Here is an 18012-nt window from a genome sequence, read left to right as displayed (position 1 = left end):
GCCGCGCTTCGCGCGGTAGTCGACTGACAGTCGACTCTACAACGGCTCGTATTCCACCCCGATTACCGCAAAGGTGAACTGGCCGCCGGGCAGCTCCACCGAGAATTCATCATCCAGCCGCTTCTTCAGCAGTGCACGTGCCAGCGGCGAATCGATGCTGATCCAACCCAGGCCTGCGTCGGTCTCATCCGGGCCGACAATGCGATAGCGGCTGGTGTCGCCACTGTCCACGTTCTCCAGTTCCACCCACGCACCAAAGAACACCGCCTGCGGATCGGTCGGCGTGGTGTCGACCACGCGCAGCGATTCCAGCCGCTTGGTCAGGTAGCGCACGCGGCGGTCGATTTCACCCAGCTGCTTCTTGCGGTAGGTGTACTCGGCGTTCTCGGAGCGGTCGCCTTCCGCGGCAGCGGCGGCCAGCGCCTTCACCACCTCCGGGCGGCGCACACGCCACAGCTCATCCAGTTCGGCCTTCAACCGGGCGTGGCCGGAGGCGGTGATCAGGGCGGTACTCTTTTCTGCAGGGGGACGCCAACGCGACATGTGGTGCAACTTCTTTTCAGGGGAACGATGGGGCCGGGTCCTTTCCACAGGAAAGGCCTCCGACCCCGGGAGGGCAGGTCAGCGTTTGCCGCCGAAGATGCCGCCCAGCAGGCCGCGCACGATCTGGTTGCCCAGCTTGGTGCCAACGGTACGCGTGGTCTGCTTGGCCATGGTCTCGATCATGCCCTGGCGGCGCTTGGTGCCGAAGATCGCATCCTTGATCGCCTGGCCGAAACCGCCTTCCTGCGCTTCGTCCTGCTCGCGGCTGCGGGCGGCGGGAGCCTGCGCCTGCTCGACTGTTTTCTGCGCACGCTGGGCCAGCAGCTCGGCGGCCGATTCGCGGTTGATCGCGGTGTCGTAGCGGCTGCCGACCGGGCTGCCGGCACGCACCTGGGTGCGCTCGGCCTCGGTGATCGGCCCCATCCGGCAGCGCGGCGGTGCGATCATCGTCTGCTGCACCGGCATCGGCACGCCCTTGTCCTGCAGCGTGGAGACCAGTGCTTCGCCGGTGCCGAGCTGACTGAGCACCTTGGCCACGTCCAGCTTCGGATTCGGCACGAAGGTCTCGGCAGCGGTCTTCACCGCCTTCTGGTCGCGCGGGGTGAACGCACGCAGTGCGTGCTGCACGCGGTTGCCGAGCTGGCCGAGGATGTTGCCCGGTACGTCGTCGGGGAACTGCGAGCAGAAATACACGCCCACGCCCTTGGAGCGGATCAGGCGCACCACCTGCTCGATGCGCTGCACCAGCGAGGCCGGTGCGTCGTCGAACAGCAGGTGGGCCTCGTCGAAGATGAAGACCAGCTTCGGCTTGTCCAGGTCGCCCACCTCCGGCAGCTGCTCGAACAGCTCCGACAGCAGCCACAGCAGGAAGGTGGAATACAACTTGGGCTTGAGCACCAGCTGGTCGGCGGCGAGGATGCCGATCACGCCGCGGCCGTCGTGATTGACCCGCATGATGTCGGCCAGTTCCAAGGCCGGCTCACCGAAGAAGTTCTCGCCGCCATCCTGCGCCAGGCGCAGCACCGACCGCTGGATCGCAGCGATGGACTGCGCGCTGACCAGGCCGTACTCGGTGGAGATGTCCTTGCGCTCCTCGGCCACCAGGCCGAGCAGGGCGCGCAGGTCGTCCATGTCCAGCAGCAGCAGGCCACGGTCGTCGGCCAGCTTGAACACGATGTCGAGCACGCCGGACTGGGTGTCGTTCAACTCGAGGATGCGCGCCAGCAGGGTCGGGCCCATCTCGCTGACCGTGGTGCGCACCGGGTGACCCAGCTTGCCGTACAGGTCCCAGAAAATGGTCGGGCTGGCGGCCGGCGCGTAGTCGGCCACGCCGATCTCGGCGGCGCGCTTGAGCAGGTTTTCGGCGCCAGGGCCGGGCACCGCCAGGCCGGACACATCGCCCTTGACATCGGCCAGGAACACCGGCACGCCCAGCCGCGAGAAGCCCTCGGCCAGGGTCATCAGGGTCACGGTCTTGCCGGTACCGGTGGCGCCGGCCACCAGGCCGTGGCGGTTGCCGAGTTTCGGCAGCAGGGTGACGGCCACATCGTCGGTGATGCCTTTGCCGAGCAGAATCGGATCCATGGTCCAGCCCTTGTGGTGAATAGCCCAATGTTAACCGCCGGCGGTGACGGTCCGAAGGTCGGCTTGCCCGGACCTTGGCGGCGCCGCTACTCTGCCTGCCTGTTTCGCACACAGTGCCATCAATGCCCGTTCCTGTCCTGATTTCCCGCGGTTGGCCGCTGCTGGCCCTGGCCGGCCTGGTTTCCCTGGCGCCCGACGCCCATGCGCAGCGGGTTTCGGCCCGGGACAAGGTGAAGGTGGATGCGCTGCAGCAGCGCATGACCGCCGCCGAGAAGCGCTACAGCGATGCGCTGCTGCTGGTCGCCAATGCCGACCCCAAGGGCAGCAACGAAGCCGACGCCGCGCTGGAGGACATGGAAGATGTCCTCAACGACTGCGTGAAGCAGAAGGGCTGCCAGATGGGCACCCTGCTGGCCAGCTACAAGCGTCTGCTCAAGCATGATGCTGATGCCGCTGCCAGCGATGACGTGGCCGATGAGGGGGGTGACCGCCTGGAAGCCGACCCCGACCATATCGGCCCGCTTACCGCCGACGTGCCGGAGGCCGCGCGCGCTGCAGCGCTGCTCAACGACAAGCGACATGCCTTCGACACCATGGTCGAGTACAACCCCGCCGTGCAGGCCGGCATCCGCCGCTGGTTGACCGACATGCGCCCGGCGTTGCTGACCAGCTACGAGAACTACCAGAACCTGCGTGCGGTGATGTGGCCGGAGTGGGAGAAGCGTGGCCTGCCTGAAGCGCTGCTGTTCGGCATCATGGCCAAGGAGTCCAATGGCCGCGTGCATGCTTCATCGCGCGCTGGCGCCGCCGGGTTGATGCAGTTCATGCCGGCCACCGGCCGCCGCTTCGGCCTCGGCCCGGATGGCACCGGCTTTGACACCCGCTTCGATGCACGCAGTGCGGCCGAGGCCAGCGCCAGCTACCTCAACGAACGCCTGCGCGAACTGAACAACAACGTGGAAATGTCGGTGGCCGCCTACAATGGTGGCGAAGGCCGCGCCGCGCGCGTGTTCAAGCAGAGCGCCGGGCAGAGCTTCTGGACCGACAGCGTCTACAACCAGTTCCCCGGCGAGACCAAGGACTACGTGCCGATGGTGATCGCCGCGGCCTGGATCTTCCTGCACCCGCAGCAATACGGCGTGGAGTTCCCGAAGATCAGCGCGCAGCCGGCCACGCTGCGCCTGGCCAAGTCGACCACCATCTACGAACTGACCATCTGCCTGGGCAGCCACGGCACCCGCGATGGCTACATGCGCGCGCTGCGCAACCTCAACCCGCGCTATGAGGCCGATGGCTGGATCCCGGCCGGCACGCTGATCAATGCCACCACCCGCATCGCCGGCCTGTACCAGCGCAACTGCGTCAGTGGCCCGCGTGCCGACCTGGCCCGCACGCTGATCACCGCCGATCTGAACGCAGCAATCAAGCGTCCGGCCGCGACCAGCTACACCGGAAGCGTGGCCGTGGGCGGCGTGGTGCCGGTGGCCGATGCGGCCGCGTCCACCAGCGTGCCGACCACGCCGGTCGCTCCGGTGGCCACGCCGCGCCCGGCGGCGCGCCCGAAGCCGGTGCGCAGCCACAAGGTGGGCCGGGGTGAAACCCTGGGCGCCATCGCGGCCAAGTTCCAGTGCGACGTGCCCACCCTGGCCCGCGCCAATGGCCTGAAGGCCCCGGCCTACAGCCTGCGCCACGGCCAGACGCTGAAGCTGCAGGGCTGCGACAAGTAATCCCCCCGACCCTGGAATCCGCATGGACCTCGAAGACACCCGCAACCTGTTCGCCAACCTCCGCGAAAACACCGACTGGGACATCACCGGCCCGTTGCTGTGGGGGTACTTCTTCGTGCACTCCACTGCCGAGCCGTTGCAGGCACTGGCAGAGCACCTGCAGGCGCAGGGCTATACCTTCGTGGAACTGTTCGAGCAGGAGCCGGAAGAGGGCGACGCGCCGTTCCACGTGCTGCACGTGGAGCGTGTGGAGATCCACGACGAAGCCTCGCTGGATCGCCGCAACCAGGAATTCGCTGCGCTGGCCGCGGAAAAGGGCGTGGAAGACTACGACGGCATGGACGTCGGCCCGGCTCCGGCCCTGCAGTAACGCGCGTACCGGTAGTGCCGGCCGCTGGCCGGCATTCCGTTGTGGAAAAAGGGGACGGAGGGGATTAAGTCGTTTATGCATAAACGACTTAATCCCCTCCGTCCCCTTTTTGTCAGCGCAGCTTCGCCAGCGCCTGGCCCAGCTGCACCGGGCTTTCGGCGCCCAGCTGCGGGGCGAACTCGGCTACGCCCGGCGGCAGCAGCACGATCACGGTCGAGCCGTAGTTGAAGCGCGCCATCTCGGCGAAACGCTCCAGCTGGATGCCCCGGCCGCGGTAGTCCTTGCGGGTGATGCGGTCACCGTAGGCCGGAATTTCTTCGCCGCTCCACACGGTTTCCACGCCGGACACCAGCAGCGCACCGACCATCACGCTGACCATCGGGCCGAAGCTGGTGTCGAAATGGCAGACCAGGCGTTCGTTGCGCGCGAACAGGCGCGGCACGCCGTTGACGGCGGCCGGGCCGACGCTGAACAGGCGGCCCGGCACGTGCACGGTTTCGCGCAGGGTGCCGGTCCACGGCATGTGCACGCGATGGTAGTCGCGCGGCGACAGGTACACGGTGGCGTACAGGCCGTCGTTGTACGGCTTGGCATCCTCGTCACTGCCCAGCAGTTCGGCGGCGGTGAACGACTGGCCCTTGGCCTGGAAGATGCGGCCGGCTTCGATCCTGCCGAGCTGGCTGATGCGGCCATCGGCCGGCATCACCAGGCTGCGCGGATCGGCATCGGCCACGCGCGCGCCCGGCTTCAGCGCACGGGTGAAGAACTGGTTGAAGGTGGCATAGCTGCGCGGGTCCGGGTTGGCCGCTTCGTCCAGATTGACGTTGAACTTGCGGGTGACCGTGTCGATCAGCCAGCGCGACACGCGCGGATCGTCCGAGTACGCCAGCGAACGCGCCATCGAGGACAGCAGGCGGTGGGGCAGGGCGTACGTCAGGGCGGTGGTGAGGCTCATGGGGCGGTTTTCTCGGTCAGCTTCTGCAGGTCGCGGGCAATGGCCGGCGCGTTGAACGGGGGCCGCACCAGGCCGGCAAGGCGGCCCTGCGGGTCGAGCACGGCCAGGCTGGCCGAGTGCTCGACGGTGTAATCCTCGGGGTTCTCGTCGAAGTGCTTGCCCGGCACCTTCTGGAACACGAAGCCCAGCGAGGTGGCGAAGCGCTCCAGCGAGGGCACATCGGCGGTGGCGGCCAGAGTGTCCTTGTGGAAGCCGTGCACGTACTCGCCGAGGCGGGTGGCGCTGTCACGGTCCGGGTCGACCGAGATGAACAGCACGCGCGGGCGCAGGCTGTCGGGCAGGGCCTCCCACTGGTTCTGCGCGCCGGCCAGCTCGGCCAGGGTGGTCGGGCAGACGTCCGGGCAGAAGGTGAAGCCCAAGAACACCAGGGTCCAGTGACCCTTCAGTTCGCCCGGGATCAGGCGGGTGCCGTCGGACTGGGCCAGATTGAAGTCGGGCAGTTCGCGCGGCTGCGGGTACAGCGTGATCGCTTCGGTGGCCGGGGCATTGGCCGGCGGCTTCGGCGCGAACACCTGCTGGGCGGCCAGCAGGCCGAGACCCGCCGCCAGGGCGATCAGCAGGATGATGCCGGCGTTGCGATTGAACATGGGAGCCCCCGCGCGAAGTGGGCTCCATCATACCGGCTGCGGCTCGATCGTTTCTGCCGCAACGGATGCCGCCGCGGGCGCCAGCCCCTATAATCGAGGGCCACTTTGCCCGCAGTACCGCCATGACCGCTGAAACGGCCGCCGAACTCCACACGATCATCGATCTGATCCGCTACGGCACCAGCCGTTTCAACGAAGCCGGGCTGACCTTCGGGCACAGCTACGACAACGCGCTGGATGAGGCCACCCAGCTGGTGCTGCACAGCCTGCACCTGCCGCACGATCTGGGCCCGGCCTACGGCCAGGCGCGTCTGCTGCAGGAAGAGAAGGTGCGTGTGCTGGAACTGTTCCAGCGTCGCATCGACGAACGCATCCCGGCCGCCTACCTGACCGGTGAGGCCTGGTTCGCCGGTCTGAGCTTCAAGAGCGACAAGCGCGCCCTGGTGCCGCGCTCGCCGATCGCTGAACTGATCGAGTGCGGCTTCGAGCCGTGGTTGGCCGGCCGCGATGTCAGCCGTGCGCTGGACCTGTGCACCGGTTCGGGCTGCATCGCCATCGCCATGGGCCACTATTACCCGAACTGGGAAGTGGACGGTGTCGACCTGAGCGACGACGCGCTGTCGCTGGCCGAGGAAAACAAGGAACGCCTGCAGGCGCACAACGTGACCCTGCTCAAGTCGGACCTGTTCAACGGCCTGACCGGTCGCCACTACGACCTGATCGTCACCAACCCCCCGTACGTCACCAACGACGAGACCGATGCCCTGCCGCAGGAATACTCCTACGAGCCGGAGATGGGCCTGCGTGCCGGTGACGACGGCCTGGACCTGGTGCTGAAGATCCTGCGCGATGCCCCGCTGCACCTGAGCGAGGACGGCCTGCTGATCTGTGAAGTGGGCGAGTCCGAGCAGCACCTGATCAAGCTGCTGCCGGAAGTCGACTTCGCCTGGATCGAATTCAAGGTCGGCCAGATGGGCATCTTCGCGGTCGAATGCCGCGAGCTGATCGCCCACAGCGCGCGCATCACCGAGCTGGCGGCGCAGCGCCCGTGAGCTCCAATTCGTTCGGCAAGCTGTTCACCGTCACCACGTTCGGCGAGTCGCACGGGCCGGCCATCGGCTGCGTGATCGATGGCTGCCCTCCGGGGCTGGCGCTGGACGCGGCCGAATTCGCCCACGACCTGCAGCGTCGCGCTACCGGCAAGAGCCGGCACACCTCAGCGCGCCGCGAGGCGGACGAGGTCGAGATCCTGTCCGGCGTGTACGAGGGCCTGACCACCGGCACGCCGATCGCCCTGCTGATCCGCAACACCGACCAGCGCAGCAAGGACTACGCCAACATCGGCCAGCAGTTCCGGCCGGGCCATGCCGACTACAGCTACTGGCACAAGTACGGCATCCGCGACCCGCGCGGTGGCGGCCGTTCTTCCGCGCGCGAGACCACCATGCGCGTGGCCGCCGGCGTAGTCGCCAAGAAATGGCTGGCCGAGCGCTTCGGCGTGACCGTGCGCGGCTACCTGTCGCAGCTCGGCGACATCACCCCGGCCGGTTTCGACTGGTCGGCGGTGGAAGACAATCCCTTCTTCTGGCCGCACGCCGCACAGGTGCCGGAACTGGAGGCGTACATGGATGCGCTGCGCAAGTCCGGTGATTCGGTCGGTGCGCGCGTGGACGTGGTGGCCGACAACGTGCCGCCAGGCTGGGGCGAGCCGATCTACGGCAAGCTCGATGGCGAACTGGCTGCCGCGCTGATGAGCATCAACGCGGTGAAGGGCGTTGAGATCGGCGACGGTTTCGCCAGCGCCGCACAGAAGGGCACCGAACACCGCGACCTGCTGACCCCGCAGGGCTTCGCCAGCAACCATGCCGGCGGCATCCTCGGTGGCATTTCCACCGGCCAGCCGGTGGTCGCCTCGATCGTGCTCAAGCCGACTTCCAGCCTGCGCCTGCCCGGCCCGTCGCTGGACACGGCCGGCAACGTGGTGGAGGTCGTCACCACCGGTCGCCACGATCCCTGCGTCGGTATCCGCGCCACCCCGATCGCCGAGGCGATGGTGGCGATGGTGCTGATGGACCAGGCGCTGCGTCATCGCGCGCAGTGCGGCGATGTTGGCACGATCACCCCGCGTATTCCCGGGCAGATCGATGGCTGACACGCGGCCGACCGTGTGGGTGAGCCAGCCGCTGATCGACGCGGCCATCGCGCCGCTGCGCGATCGAGTGCAGCTGCGCAGCACCGACACCGTCACCGCGTGGTCGCCCGACCAGATCGCCGAACAGCTGGCCAGCGCCGACGGCGCCATCATCACCCTCAACGAGCGCATCGGTGCGGCCCAGGTGTCCGGCGCCGCGCAGCTGCAGGTGATCGCCAATGTCGGGGTGGGCTACAACAACCTGGACGTCGACGCGCTCAGCGCGGCCGGCATCCTCGCCAGCAATACCCCGGACGTCCTGACTGAAACCACCGCCGATCTCGGTTTCGCTCTGTTGATGGCCACCGCGCGCCGCATCACTGAATCCGAGCGCTGGCTGCGCGAAGGCCAGTGGCAGCAGTGGTCGTTCCAGACCATGCTCGGTGCCGACATCCACGGCAGCACGCTGGGTATCCTCGGCATGGGCCGCATCGGCCAGGGCATCGCCCGTCGCGGCGCGCATGGTTTCGGCATGAAGGTGCTTTACCACAACCGTTCGCAGCTTCCGGCCGCGACCGAAGCGGAGGTGGCGGCCCGTTACGTTGACCTGGACACGCTGCTGGCGCAGTCCGATCACCTGCTGCTGGTGCTGCCGTATACCCCGGCCTCGCACCACCTGATCGATGCCGCCGCGCTGGCGAAGATGAAGCCGTCGGCGACGCTGGTGAACATCGCCCGCGGTGGCCTGGTCGATGAGATCGCGCTGGCCGATGCGCTGGCCAACGGCCGCCTTGCTGCAGCGGGTCTGGATGTGTACGAAGGCGAGCCAAAGGTACGCCCCGAACTGCTGGCGCTGCGCAACGTCGTGCTCACTCCGCACATCGGCAGCGCCTCGCTGGCCACGCGCACGGCGATGGTACAGCTGGCCGTGGATAATCTGGTTGCCGGGCTCGGCCTGGACGGCGGCCCATCGCGCATGCCGAGCGCGATCAACGCTGACGCGGCGATGGCCGCGCGCGTGACTCTGGGCAAAAAAACCGGGAAACGATAGGGAACCTCCGCGCGCCCCGCTTGAGGAGGTTCCCCGAACCCAGCTGTCGTGCGTGTTTTTTTCCCCATCCCCGTTTTCGTGAGAGTTTCCCCCATGAGCAATGCACAGCGCAGTTTCCACGTGGCCGTCGTCGGTGCCACCGGTGCGGTCGGCGAGACCATGTTGTCGATCCTGGCCGAACGTGATTTCCCGGTCGGTACCCTGAGCGTCCTCGCCTCCGAGCGTTCGGCCGGCGGCGAGATCGAGTTCAACGGCCAGAAGGTCAAGGTCCAGGACCTGGCCACCTTCGATCCGAGCGGCGTCGAGATCGCCCTGTTCTCGGCCGGCGGCAGCGTGTCGAAGGAATATGCACCGAAGTTCGCCGCAGCGGGTGCGGTGGTGATCGACAACTCCTCGGCCTTCCGTTACGACGATGACGTGCCGCTGGTGGTGTCCGAGGTCAACCCGGAGCAGGTCGCCAACCGTCCGCGCGGCATCATCGCCAACCCGAACTGCTCGACCATGCAGATGCTGGTGGCGCTGGCGCCGCTGCATCGCAAGTACGGCATCGAGCGCATCAACGTCTCCACTTACCAGTCGGTGTCCGGCGGTGGCCGTTCGGCAACCGAGGAGCTGGGCAAGCAGACCGGCCAGCTGCTGAGTTTCCAGGAAATCGATCCGCAGCGCTTCCCGGTGCAGATCGCCTTCAACCTGATCCCGCACATCGACGACTTCCAGGACAATGGCTTCACCAAGGAAGAGATGAAGCTGATCTGGGAGACCCGCAAGATCCTCGGTGACGACAGCATCCTGGTGAACCCGACTGCAGTGCGTGTGCCGGTGTTCTACGGCCACTCCGAGTCGGTCGCGATCGAGACCCGCGACAAGGTCACCGTGGCCGAAGCACGCGCGCTGCTGGAGCAGTCGCCGGGCATCGAAGTGGTGGATCGCCACGAGGCTGGCGGCTACCCGACCCCGGTCACGCATGCGTCGGGCACCGACGCGGTGTACGTCGGCCGCATCCGCGAGGACCTGTCGCACCCGCGTGGCCTGAACCTGTGGATCGTGTCGGACAACGTGCGCAAGGGCGCGGCGTTGAATGCCGTGCAGCTGGCCGAGCTGGTCGCCGCCGAGCAGCGCTGATCACAGCGGTTGCCTCATCGGTAGTGCCGGCCGCTGGCCGGCATTGCCGTGATGGGGGCGTGCGTGTATGCCGGCCAGCTGCCGGCACTACCGAAGGTCTCCCATCGGTGGGTGCGGACCCCGGTCCGCACGCTTTATAGTGTCGCCCATGAATAAACGGGCCAAGGGCGCAAAGCGCCCGCTCACCTATCTGTCCGCCGCACTGCTCGCCCTGGCCAGCAGTTCGGCGCTTGCCCTGGGGTTGGGCGACATCCGGGTCCTGTCCAAGCCGGGCCAGCCCCTGCTGGCCGAAATCCCGGTGGTCTCGGCGGACCCGTCCGAACTGGAAAACCTGCGCGTGGCGCTGGCCTCACCGGTCACCTTCGAACGTGTCGGCCTGCAGCGGCCAACCGGACTGGTCAGTGAACTGCAGTTCGAACTGACCCGCGACACGCAGGGCAGGGCGGTGGTGCGCGTCACCTCGCAGGCGCCGGTGGAGACGCCGTCGCTCAGCTTCCTGATCGAAGCCGACTGGGGCCAGGGCCGCCTGGTGCGTGAGTACTCGGCACTGGTCGATGCGCCACCCAGTGCGTTGGCCGTGGCCGAGCCGGAAATCGTCGCGCCGGCCGGTACGCTCTCCAATACCATCGTGCGCGAACCTGCACCGGCTTCGGTGCCAGCAGCAGAGACGCCCACGACGCCGCCACCAGCGGTGGCGCCAGCACCGGCACGCCCGCGTGCGGCCTCCGCGCCAGTTGCTGCACCGGCGGCCGATGGCAGCATCACCGTGCAGCGCGGGCAGACCCTGTCGCAGATCGCCAGTGCGGTGGCACGTGGCAACCAGGTCAGTCGCGACCGCGCGATGATCGCCCTGCTGCGTGCCAATCCCGAAGCCTTCATCCGCGGCAACGTCAACCTGCTCAAGCAGGGTGCGGTGCTGCGCATGCCCGGCAGTGATGCGCTTGCTGCGGTCGACGCTGCCGAAGCGGCGACGCTCGTGCGCGAGCATGCCGCGCAATGGCGGCAGGCACGTACCGTGCCGCAACCGGTGGGCATGGCCGCACCGGTTGCCAGGGCGGCAGCCACGAACGCTTCTTCCCCGGCTGCGGCCAATGGGGCACGACTTGAGATCGCTCCGGCGCTGGCGTCCGACGCCGCGCACGCGGGCACAACCACCGGCACCGCTGCCGGCAGCGAGGGTGACATGCTGGGCAACGAACAACTGCGCCAGGCGCGTGAGGACATCGCCACCCGCGATGCCGAGATCGGCGAGCTGAAGCAGCGCGTGGCCGACCTTGAAAAGCTCAAGGAACAGCAGCAGTCGCTGATCGCGATGAAGGACAACGACCTGGCCGCCGCGCAGCAGCGCCTGACGCAGGCACCGGATGCCCGCGATGCGGCAACGCCGTGGTACTGGCTGGGGCTGCCGGTGCTGCTGCTGGCGGCGGGCGCCGCCTGGCTGCTGCGTCGTCGCAAGCCGTCGCCGCTGCCGCCGCTGCGTGAGGAAGACGATGCCGCCGGCCTGGCCGCAGCGGTGCCGGCGGGTGCGGCGCTGGATACGCTGGCCGAGCAGTCCTCGTGGTCATCGGCTGTTGCCGGCAACGGCCGCCAGGAACCGGCGATGCCCGACTGGGCGACCGAAACCGAAGTGCACGACGTAGTGGTCGCCGAACCCGTCGCCGAGCACGCGGTACGGGCCGACTGGCAGGCCGACACGCTGCGCGACGAGGACGCGGTGGCCTTGCCCGAAGCGGTGACCGATCTGCCGCGCTGGGACGATTCCGCAACCACCGCCGACGAGGTTGTCGTCGCCGCGCCGCTGCAGGACGAACGCGTTGTACCGCAGGCGCCGGCCGAAGTGGCGGTGCCGGACTACGCACTGCATGCCGAACAGCAGCCGCAGTTCCGCGGCGTGTTCGATCTGCCGGCCGACGCGCATGACAACGAGGCGCCGGCGGATGCCGCTCATCCCGAAGCCGTCGACGGCATCGACCATGGCAGCATCGAGGCCTCTCATTCCGACGACATCGCGTCGAGCGCGGCCGTGCCTGCCGACGACGCCGGCTGGTCGCCACGTGCCGGCCAGGAGCGCCTGGAACTGGCCATTGCCTACCTCGATCTGGGCGACGCGCAGACGGCGCGCACCCTGTTGCTGGAAGTCGCCGAAGGCGGTGACCTGCACAGCCAGGCCCAGGCCCGCGAACTGCTGGCCCGCCTGCCGTGACCGAATCTGCCGACAAGGACCTTGCCATGAGCCGCGAACGCCGCATCGACTACGTTGAATTCGCGTCCAGCGACCCGGCTGCCAGCCGTGCCTTCTTCGAGAAGGTGTTCGGCTGGTCGTTCGTCGACTACGGCAGCGACTACACGGCGTTCGACGATGGCCGCCTGCAGGGCGGCTTCTTCCGTGGCCAGCCGCAGCGGGCCAGCGACAGCGGTGCACCGCTGCTGGTGCTGTATGCCGACGCACTGGCACCGGTCGAGGCCGCCGTGCGCGAAGCCGGCGGCGAGATCGTGCGCGCGGTGTTTTCCTTCCCCGGTGGCAGCCGCTTCCAGTTCGTCGAGCCCGGTGGCAACGAACTGGCGGTCTGGTCCGAACGCGATCCGGCCTGAGCGCCGCCCCATCCGCAACATCGAGGTAGCACATGCGTTATGCGCTTGGCGTCGAGTACGACGGCAGCGATTTCAGGGGCTGGCAGAACCTGGGCGAGGGTGGTCCCAGCGTGCAGGCCAGCCTCGAGCAGGCCCTGTCATCGGTGGCTGATGCGCCGCTGCAGGTGGTCTGCGCCGGCCGCACCGATGCCGGCGTGCATGGCCAGTGCCAGGTCGTGCATTTCGATACCGACGTGGTGCGCGATCCGCGCGCCTGGATGCTCGGCACCACCACCCGCCTGCCGCGCTCGATCGCGGTGCGCTGGTGCGTGCCGGTGGCCGATGATTTCCACGCCCGCTTCTCCGCGCGTGCGCGCCGCTATCGCTATCGGCTGCTCAACCGCGAGGTACGGCCGGCGCTGGACCGGCAGACCCTGAGCTGGGAGCGCCGTGCGCTGGACGAGACCCTGATGCACGCCGCCGGCCAGGCATTGCTTGGTGAGAATGACTTCAGCGCGTTCCGTTCGGTGCAGTGCCAGGCGCTGCATGCGCGGCGTGAACTGCAGTCGCTGCAGGTCAGCCGTCATGGCGAAGTGATCGAAGTCGCAGTACGTGGCAATGCATTTCTTCATCACATGGTCCGCAATATCGTCGGATCGTTGATCCTGGTGGGCAGCGGCGAAAAACCGGTGGAATGGATCGCCGAACTGCTGGCCGGGCGCGACCGCACCGTAGCTGGTCCCACCGCACCGCCGCAGGGCCTGGTGTTCCTTGGGCCCCTGTACCCCGACAACTGGCATCTGCCCGCCGAGGTCACGCTATGAGCCGTTCCTACTACCGTACGCGCATCAAGTTCTGTGGAATGACCCGTGCCGGCGACGTCCGCCTGGCCGGTGAGCTGGGCGTGGACGCAGTGGGTTTCATCTTTGCCCGCGAGAGCAGCCGCCGGGTTGCACCGGCCGAGGCCCGCGCGATGCGCCAGGCGATCGCGCCGATGGTCGACGTGGTGGCGCTGTTCCGCAACAACAGCAAGGAGGAAGTGCGCGAGGTGCTGCGTACGGTACGTCCGACCCTGCTGCAGTTCCATGGTGAGGAAGACGAAAGCTTCTGCCGCAGCTTCAACATGCCGTACCTGAAGGCGATCGCCATGGGCGGCCGTGAAGAGGTCAACGCCCGCACCCTGCAGCTGCGCTACCCCAGCGCTGCCGGCTTCCTGTTCGACAGCCACGCCCCGGGTGGCGGTGGCGGCACCGGCGTGGCGTTCGACTGGGGCCGCGTTCCGACCGGGTTGCACCGGCCGTTCCTGCTGGCCGGTGGCCTGAACCCTGAGAACGTCTACGATGCTGTGCTGGCGACGCTGCCGTGGGGCGTGGACGTGTCCAGCGGCATCGAGCTGGAGCCGGGCATCAAGGACGGCTACAAGATGCGCACCTTCGTCGAAGAAGTGCGTCGCGCGGATTGCACCGTTCTGGAGTGATCCGCGTCACCTGAGGGGTCACCCGGAATGTCATCGTCGACGGTGCGTTCCGCCGTGCCGTGAAGGCGGGCGAATCCTGAATGCGATGAGTATCACGCTTTCGGGTAATTCAGGTTCCAGCGCCAAAAAGTCGACACCCCCCGAACATCTGATCGGACACAATGCGCCCAGCCTGTCTTGGCTGGGTGCGATGCCGTGTGCGTGTCGCTGGCCGCACCCTCGAGATACGCCTTACCTTTCGAACGAGGACGCAATGGATATGCCCCATCTCTCTTCCCGCCGTATCCGCCTGGCCCGCCTGACGCTCGTGCCCAGCCTGCTGCTTGCCTTGGGCGCGTGTGCGGCCGGTGACTCATCCGCTCCGACCGCATCGGCACCGGCCGCTGCCGCACCGGCAGATGCACCTGCCACAGCACCGGCCACGGTTCCGGCGGCAGCACCGGCAGCCGACGGCCTGGCTGCGCTGATCCAGGCCAGTGGCGTGAAATGCAGCAACGCCAGTACGGGCAGCGGCTGCACGGCCGGCGATGTGGACAGCGGTGATTTCTACGATGTCGAACTGTCGCCGGACTGTGGCGACCAGGGTTTCTTCGCGGGCGTAGCCGATGCCAAGGGCGTGGAGACGTTGAGTGCGGTGCCATCCACCGGCAGCAAGGCCAGCGTGACCGCGAAGCTGTCGAAGGGGCAGCTGGTCTGCGTGCAGGGCATCGGGCGCACCGGACAGAACCCGCTGTTCTATTACGTCGTTGCGGTTCCCGCTGCGACGGTCGGCAAGTGCAAGGGCAACACGTTGTGTGACACCTATGGCGACAGGCCGCTCACTGGCCTGGCGACCACGGGGGGCGAGGCCTGCCATGCGGCGGCGCCGGGACGTTACGCCGGGAACTGCGCACAGGGCTGGGTCAGTGCGGACGTGCTCGACGTGTTTTCCAACGGAATGTAATCACCGCCAGGGGAGCGGTCCAATCAACCACTGGCAAAGGAACAGCTCATGTCGGATCCAAAAATCACCCGGCTGGTCAGCAGCGTAGGTACCACGCGCACGCTGGAAATGGACGATGGCAGTGTCGTCGAACGATCAGGCGGCAGCGTCTCGTGGCGCAACAACAATCCTGGCAATCTCAAGTTTGAATTCGCCGGCAGCGCGGACAAGACGGTGACCAATCCGCGTACCCGCGAGCAGGCGCTGGAATCGGCGCAGGGGCGCTACAAGGGCGTGGTCGATCTCGACCAATGGGGCAACGCGGTTTTCGAAAGCTATGAAGCCGGCCGGGTGGCGAAGATCCAGCTGCTCGAACGCCGGTTCGGCGACAAGACCGTGGAGGAAATGCTGCCGAGCTACTCCACCAAGGATTACAGCGGCACCACCCACCACAAGGAGCAGGCGGCCACCATCTATGCCGAAGGCGATCGCCAGGGTGTCGACCTGCGCTCGAAGACCGTCGGCCAGATGAGCGTGCGCGAGCGTGAAGTGCTGGCCGACGGCATCCGCCGTTTCGAGGGCTGGCAGCCGGGTGAGGTTGCCACGCAGCAGCCTCCTACGCGCACAGCGGCGGCTGCGCCCGTGCAGGCCCAGACCCAACCGCAGGTACAGACGCCTTCGGCGGCGGCGCCCGCTGCGGGCCAGGCCGCGGCTGCAGTCGGCAGTGCCGCGCTCTACAACGAGGCCTATCAGCATTTCATGGCCTCAGGCCGCCAGTACGAATACGGGCGCCCGGACCATCCGCGCCCGGGTCGCGACAGCAGCCGGCTGGAGCGTGACCTCGATGGTGACGGACGCTTCGGCGTGGATTGCTCGGCGTTCGTATGGCGAGGCCTGAAGAACGCGGGTTACGACGTGCGTGGCGAGAACGCTGCGGGGTTCACTACGTCGACGCTGTTCAATGGTGCGAACACCACGGCTTACGCACGCGAGCATTTCGATGTGACCTCGGCTGCCGAAGCACGCAAACCGAACGGATCGCTGAAGCAGGGCGACATCCTGATGTTCTCCTCGTCGCAGGGCCAGCATGTCGGCATTTTCAAAGGCTACGACGCGCAGGGAAACATCCAGTTCATCGGTTCACAGGGAAGCACCGGGCCGGCCGAAGTCACCATCCGGCCGGGCGGGTACTGGGATGGCGGAAGCACCCGCATCGTTGGTGCGCTGACACCGAAGCCGGAATTCCAGGTGCGCGCGCCGCTGCACGGCAATGGCGAACCTGCGCTGTCCCGGCCAACCGCCACCGTGCAGCCGGCTGCATCACACACGGCGGCCAGCGAGGTGATGAAGCAGGGGCAGCGTGGCGCCGACGTGCAGGCGTTGCAGCAGACTCTCAACCAGCTCGGTGTGCGTGATGCGCAGGGCCATCGGTTGTCAGAGGATGGTCGTTTTGGTGATCACACCCGCGAAGCGGTGATCGCGCTGCAGAAACAGCAGGGGCTGGTGGCCGATGGAATTGTCGGTCGCCAGACCGCTGCCGCGCTGGCGGCGGGCCGTGCGCAGGGCCATGAACCTGCAGCGGCTGTACCGAAGGGGCCGTCGCTGAACGATGCATCGCATCCGGACCACGCACTGCACAACGCTGTCCGCAGCAAGCTTCCCAGCGTGTTTTCCGAAGAGGCTGCCGCCAATATCACCCTGCATGCAAAGCAGAACGGAATCGACGCGGCCGACAAGCTGCAGAGCATCACGGTGCAGGATGGCAAGGCGTTCGTGATGGGCACGACGCCGGGCTTCCGCACCGCGGTCGACCTGGCCCAGGCGCCGCCGTCGCTGGAGCAGACCAGTGCCAAGCTGCTGGCAGATCCTTCGCACCAGCAGCAGGTGCATGAGGAGCAGCAGCGGGTCGCGATGGGCGGTCGCTGAGGCCTGTGTTGCCGGCTCCGGGCGGTGAACGCCGCCCGGGGCCTCGTCTCATTGCAGTTGCGCTGCTGCCCAGTCGGCCAGGGCGTCCACCCGTGCATCGGCCGGGCCATCCGGCCGCGCCAGCACCCAGAAGCCGCCGGTGGCGGTAAACCCCCACGGTGCGACCAGCCGGCCTGCTGCCAGATCTTCGGCCACCAGTGGCTCCGGTGCGATCGCCGGGCCCAGCCCGGCCACGGCTGCTTCCAGCAGGTAGTACAGATGTTCGAAAGCGGTGCCCAGCTGCAGCTTCGCGGTGTCCAGATCGTGCGCCTGCGCCCACGCCGGCCACGCCTGTGGCCGTGAGCTGGTGTGCAGCAGCGTTTCCTGCAGCAGCGCCGAGGGCGGTACCTGCCGCAGGCGCTGCGCGGCCGGATGCGAGGGTGCCACCACCACGCCGACCCGTTCCGGCGCCAGCTCACGCACCTGCCAGCCCCGTGGCCACGGCCCCTGCACCAGCAGCAGCACGGCATCCAGCGCCGCCTGTGCTTCGGTGAAACTGCCATCCAGCGCCGACCACTGCAGGCGCACGCCGGGCAGGGCGGCCTGCAGCACGGGCAGGCGCGGGATCATCCAGCGCGCCAGTACGCTGCCGCTACAGCCCAGCACCAGTGCTGGGGCCGCCGTCGGCCGGCGCAGCTCGCGCACGCAGTCTTCGATGCCGCTGAACGCCTCGCTGCACGCGGCCTGCAGTCGCGTGCCCGCAGCGGTGAGGCGCAGGCCGCGGCCGGCACGCTGGAACAGCGCCAGGCCGAGATGGTCTTCCAGCAGCTTCAGTTGCCGGCTGACCGCGCCGTGGGTGACATGCAGGTCCTGCGCGGCGCGCCCAACCCCGCCCAGACGGGCGGTGGCCTCGAACGCACGCAGCGCATTGAGGGGAGGCAGCAGGGAACGACTCATGTGAGATTTCCTGACGATATGCGCCAGATAATATCCATTTTCCGGTCACG

At 67.6% G+C, this 18012-nt stretch carries 17 protein-coding genes; 12 read left to right on the top strand and 5 right to left on the bottom strand.

Features of this window, described 5'->3' with window-relative positions; translation table 11 throughout:
* Positions 1 to 36 precede the first annotated feature (36 nt).
* Both greB and ACZK45_RS15280 read right to left on the bottom strand, forming a co-directional pair.
* Positions 37 to 543, bottom strand: a complete 507-nt coding sequence (gene greB / locus ACZK45_RS15285) for a transcription elongation factor GreB (protein WP_032128239.1) — start codon at positions 541 to 543, stop codon at positions 37 to 39.
* A 78-nt stretch (positions 544 to 621) separates the two neighbouring features.
* Positions 622 to 2127: a helicase HerA-like domain-containing protein gene (locus ACZK45_RS15280; RefSeq protein ID WP_125895849.1), complete on the bottom strand. Its 1506-nt coding sequence runs from the start codon at positions 2125 to 2127 to the stop codon at positions 622 to 624.
* Between the two features lie 122 nt (positions 2128 to 2249).
* Here ACZK45_RS15280 and ACZK45_RS15275 point away from each other — a divergent pair, with 122 nt between their 5' ends.
* Complete coding sequence (locus ACZK45_RS15275; protein WP_180836622.1) at positions 2250 to 3854, top strand: transglycosylase SLT domain-containing protein; 1605 nt, start codon at positions 2250 to 2252, stop codon at positions 3852 to 3854.
* 22 nt (positions 3855 to 3876) lie between these two features.
* On the top strand, positions 3877 to 4224 hold the full coding sequence (locus ACZK45_RS15270) for a ribonuclease E inhibitor RraB (protein ID WP_071228773.1): 348 nt from the start codon (positions 3877 to 3879) through the stop codon (positions 4222 to 4224).
* A 112-nt stretch (positions 4225 to 4336) separates the two neighbouring features.
* Here ACZK45_RS15270 and asd read toward each other — a convergent pair whose 3' ends face one another.
* Both asd and ACZK45_RS15260 read right to left on the bottom strand, forming a co-directional pair.
* Positions 4337 to 5179 carry an archaetidylserine decarboxylase gene (asd, locus tag ACZK45_RS15265; protein WP_197615841.1) on the bottom strand — a complete coding sequence of 281 codons (843 nt, stop codon included), beginning with the start codon at positions 5177 to 5179 and terminating at the stop codon, positions 4337 to 4339.
* Positions 5176 to 5826: an SCO family protein gene (locus ACZK45_RS15260; protein ID WP_006381470.1), complete on the bottom strand. Its 651-nt coding sequence runs from the start codon at positions 5824 to 5826 to the stop codon at positions 5176 to 5178. Before ACZK45_RS15260 ends, asd begins: the two co-directional genes overlap by 4 nt.
* 122 nt (positions 5827 to 5948) lie before the next feature.
* Between ACZK45_RS15260 and prmB the strand changes: the two genes are divergently transcribed.
* From prmB to ACZK45_RS15210, 10 genes are all read left to right on the top strand, one after another.
* Complete coding sequence (gene prmB, locus ACZK45_RS15255) at positions 5949 to 6878, top strand: 50S ribosomal protein L3 N(5)-glutamine methyltransferase (protein WP_032128243.1); 930 nt, start codon at positions 5949 to 5951, stop codon at positions 6876 to 6878.
* A complete protein-coding gene (aroC, locus tag ACZK45_RS15250; RefSeq protein ID WP_010483045.1) occupies positions 6875 to 7978 on the top strand; it encodes a chorismate synthase in 1104 nt (367 codons plus the stop codon). The genes prmB and aroC overlap by 4 nt, the downstream gene beginning before the upstream one ends.
* A complete protein-coding gene (locus ACZK45_RS15245) occupies positions 7971 to 9008 on the top strand; it encodes a 2-hydroxyacid dehydrogenase (protein WP_125895652.1) in 1038 nt (345 codons plus the stop codon). The genes aroC and ACZK45_RS15245 overlap by 8 nt, the downstream gene beginning before the upstream one ends.
* A 93-nt stretch (positions 9009 to 9101) precedes the next feature.
* A complete protein-coding gene (locus ACZK45_RS15240; protein WP_012511725.1) occupies positions 9102 to 10130 on the top strand; it encodes an aspartate-semialdehyde dehydrogenase in 1029 nt (342 codons plus the stop codon).
* Between the two features lie 148 nt (positions 10131 to 10278).
* The gene (locus tag ACZK45_RS15235; protein ID WP_346486252.1) at positions 10279 to 12333 is read left to right on the top strand and encodes a FimV/HubP family polar landmark protein; all 2055 of its coding nucleotides are present in this window, start codon (positions 10279 to 10281) and stop codon (positions 12331 to 12333) included.
* Between the two features lie 26 nt (positions 12334 to 12359).
* Positions 12360 to 12722 carry a VOC family protein gene (locus tag ACZK45_RS15230; RefSeq protein WP_125895654.1) on the top strand — a complete coding sequence of 121 codons (363 nt, stop codon included), beginning with the start codon at positions 12360 to 12362 and terminating at the stop codon, positions 12720 to 12722.
* 32 nt (positions 12723 to 12754) lie between these two features.
* Complete coding sequence (gene truA, locus ACZK45_RS15225; protein ID WP_049398724.1) at positions 12755 to 13525, top strand: tRNA pseudouridine(38-40) synthase TruA; 771 nt, start codon at positions 12755 to 12757, stop codon at positions 13523 to 13525.
* Positions 13522 to 14178, top strand: a complete 657-nt coding sequence (locus ACZK45_RS15220; protein WP_019660598.1) for a phosphoribosylanthranilate isomerase — start codon at positions 13522 to 13524, stop codon at positions 14176 to 14178. Before truA ends, ACZK45_RS15220 begins: the two co-directional genes overlap by 4 nt.
* A gap of 253 nt (positions 14179 to 14431) precedes the next feature.
* Positions 14432 to 15121, top strand: coding sequence for a hypothetical protein (locus tag ACZK45_RS15215; protein ID WP_125895655.1), 690 nt, complete (start codon positions 14432 to 14434; stop codon positions 15119 to 15121).
* Positions 15122 to 15169: 48 nt separating this feature from the next.
* Positions 15170 to 17026, top strand: a complete 1857-nt coding sequence (locus ACZK45_RS15210; protein WP_125895656.1) for a C40 family peptidase — start codon at positions 15170 to 15172, stop codon at positions 17024 to 17026.
* A gap of 48 nt (positions 17027 to 17074) precedes the next feature.
* Here ACZK45_RS15210 and ACZK45_RS15205 read toward each other — a convergent pair whose 3' ends face one another.
* On the bottom strand, positions 17075 to 17962 hold the full coding sequence (locus ACZK45_RS15205) for a LysR family transcriptional regulator (protein ID WP_478444883.1): 888 nt from the start codon (positions 17960 to 17962) through the stop codon (positions 17075 to 17077).
* Positions 17963 to 18012 lie beyond the last annotated feature (50 nt).

It is taken from the genome of Stenotrophomonas sp. 63632_Sma (assembly GCF_056482875.1).
Note: the sequence above shows the minus strand (reverse complement) of the source record. Positions and strands in the feature narration are given on the sequence as shown.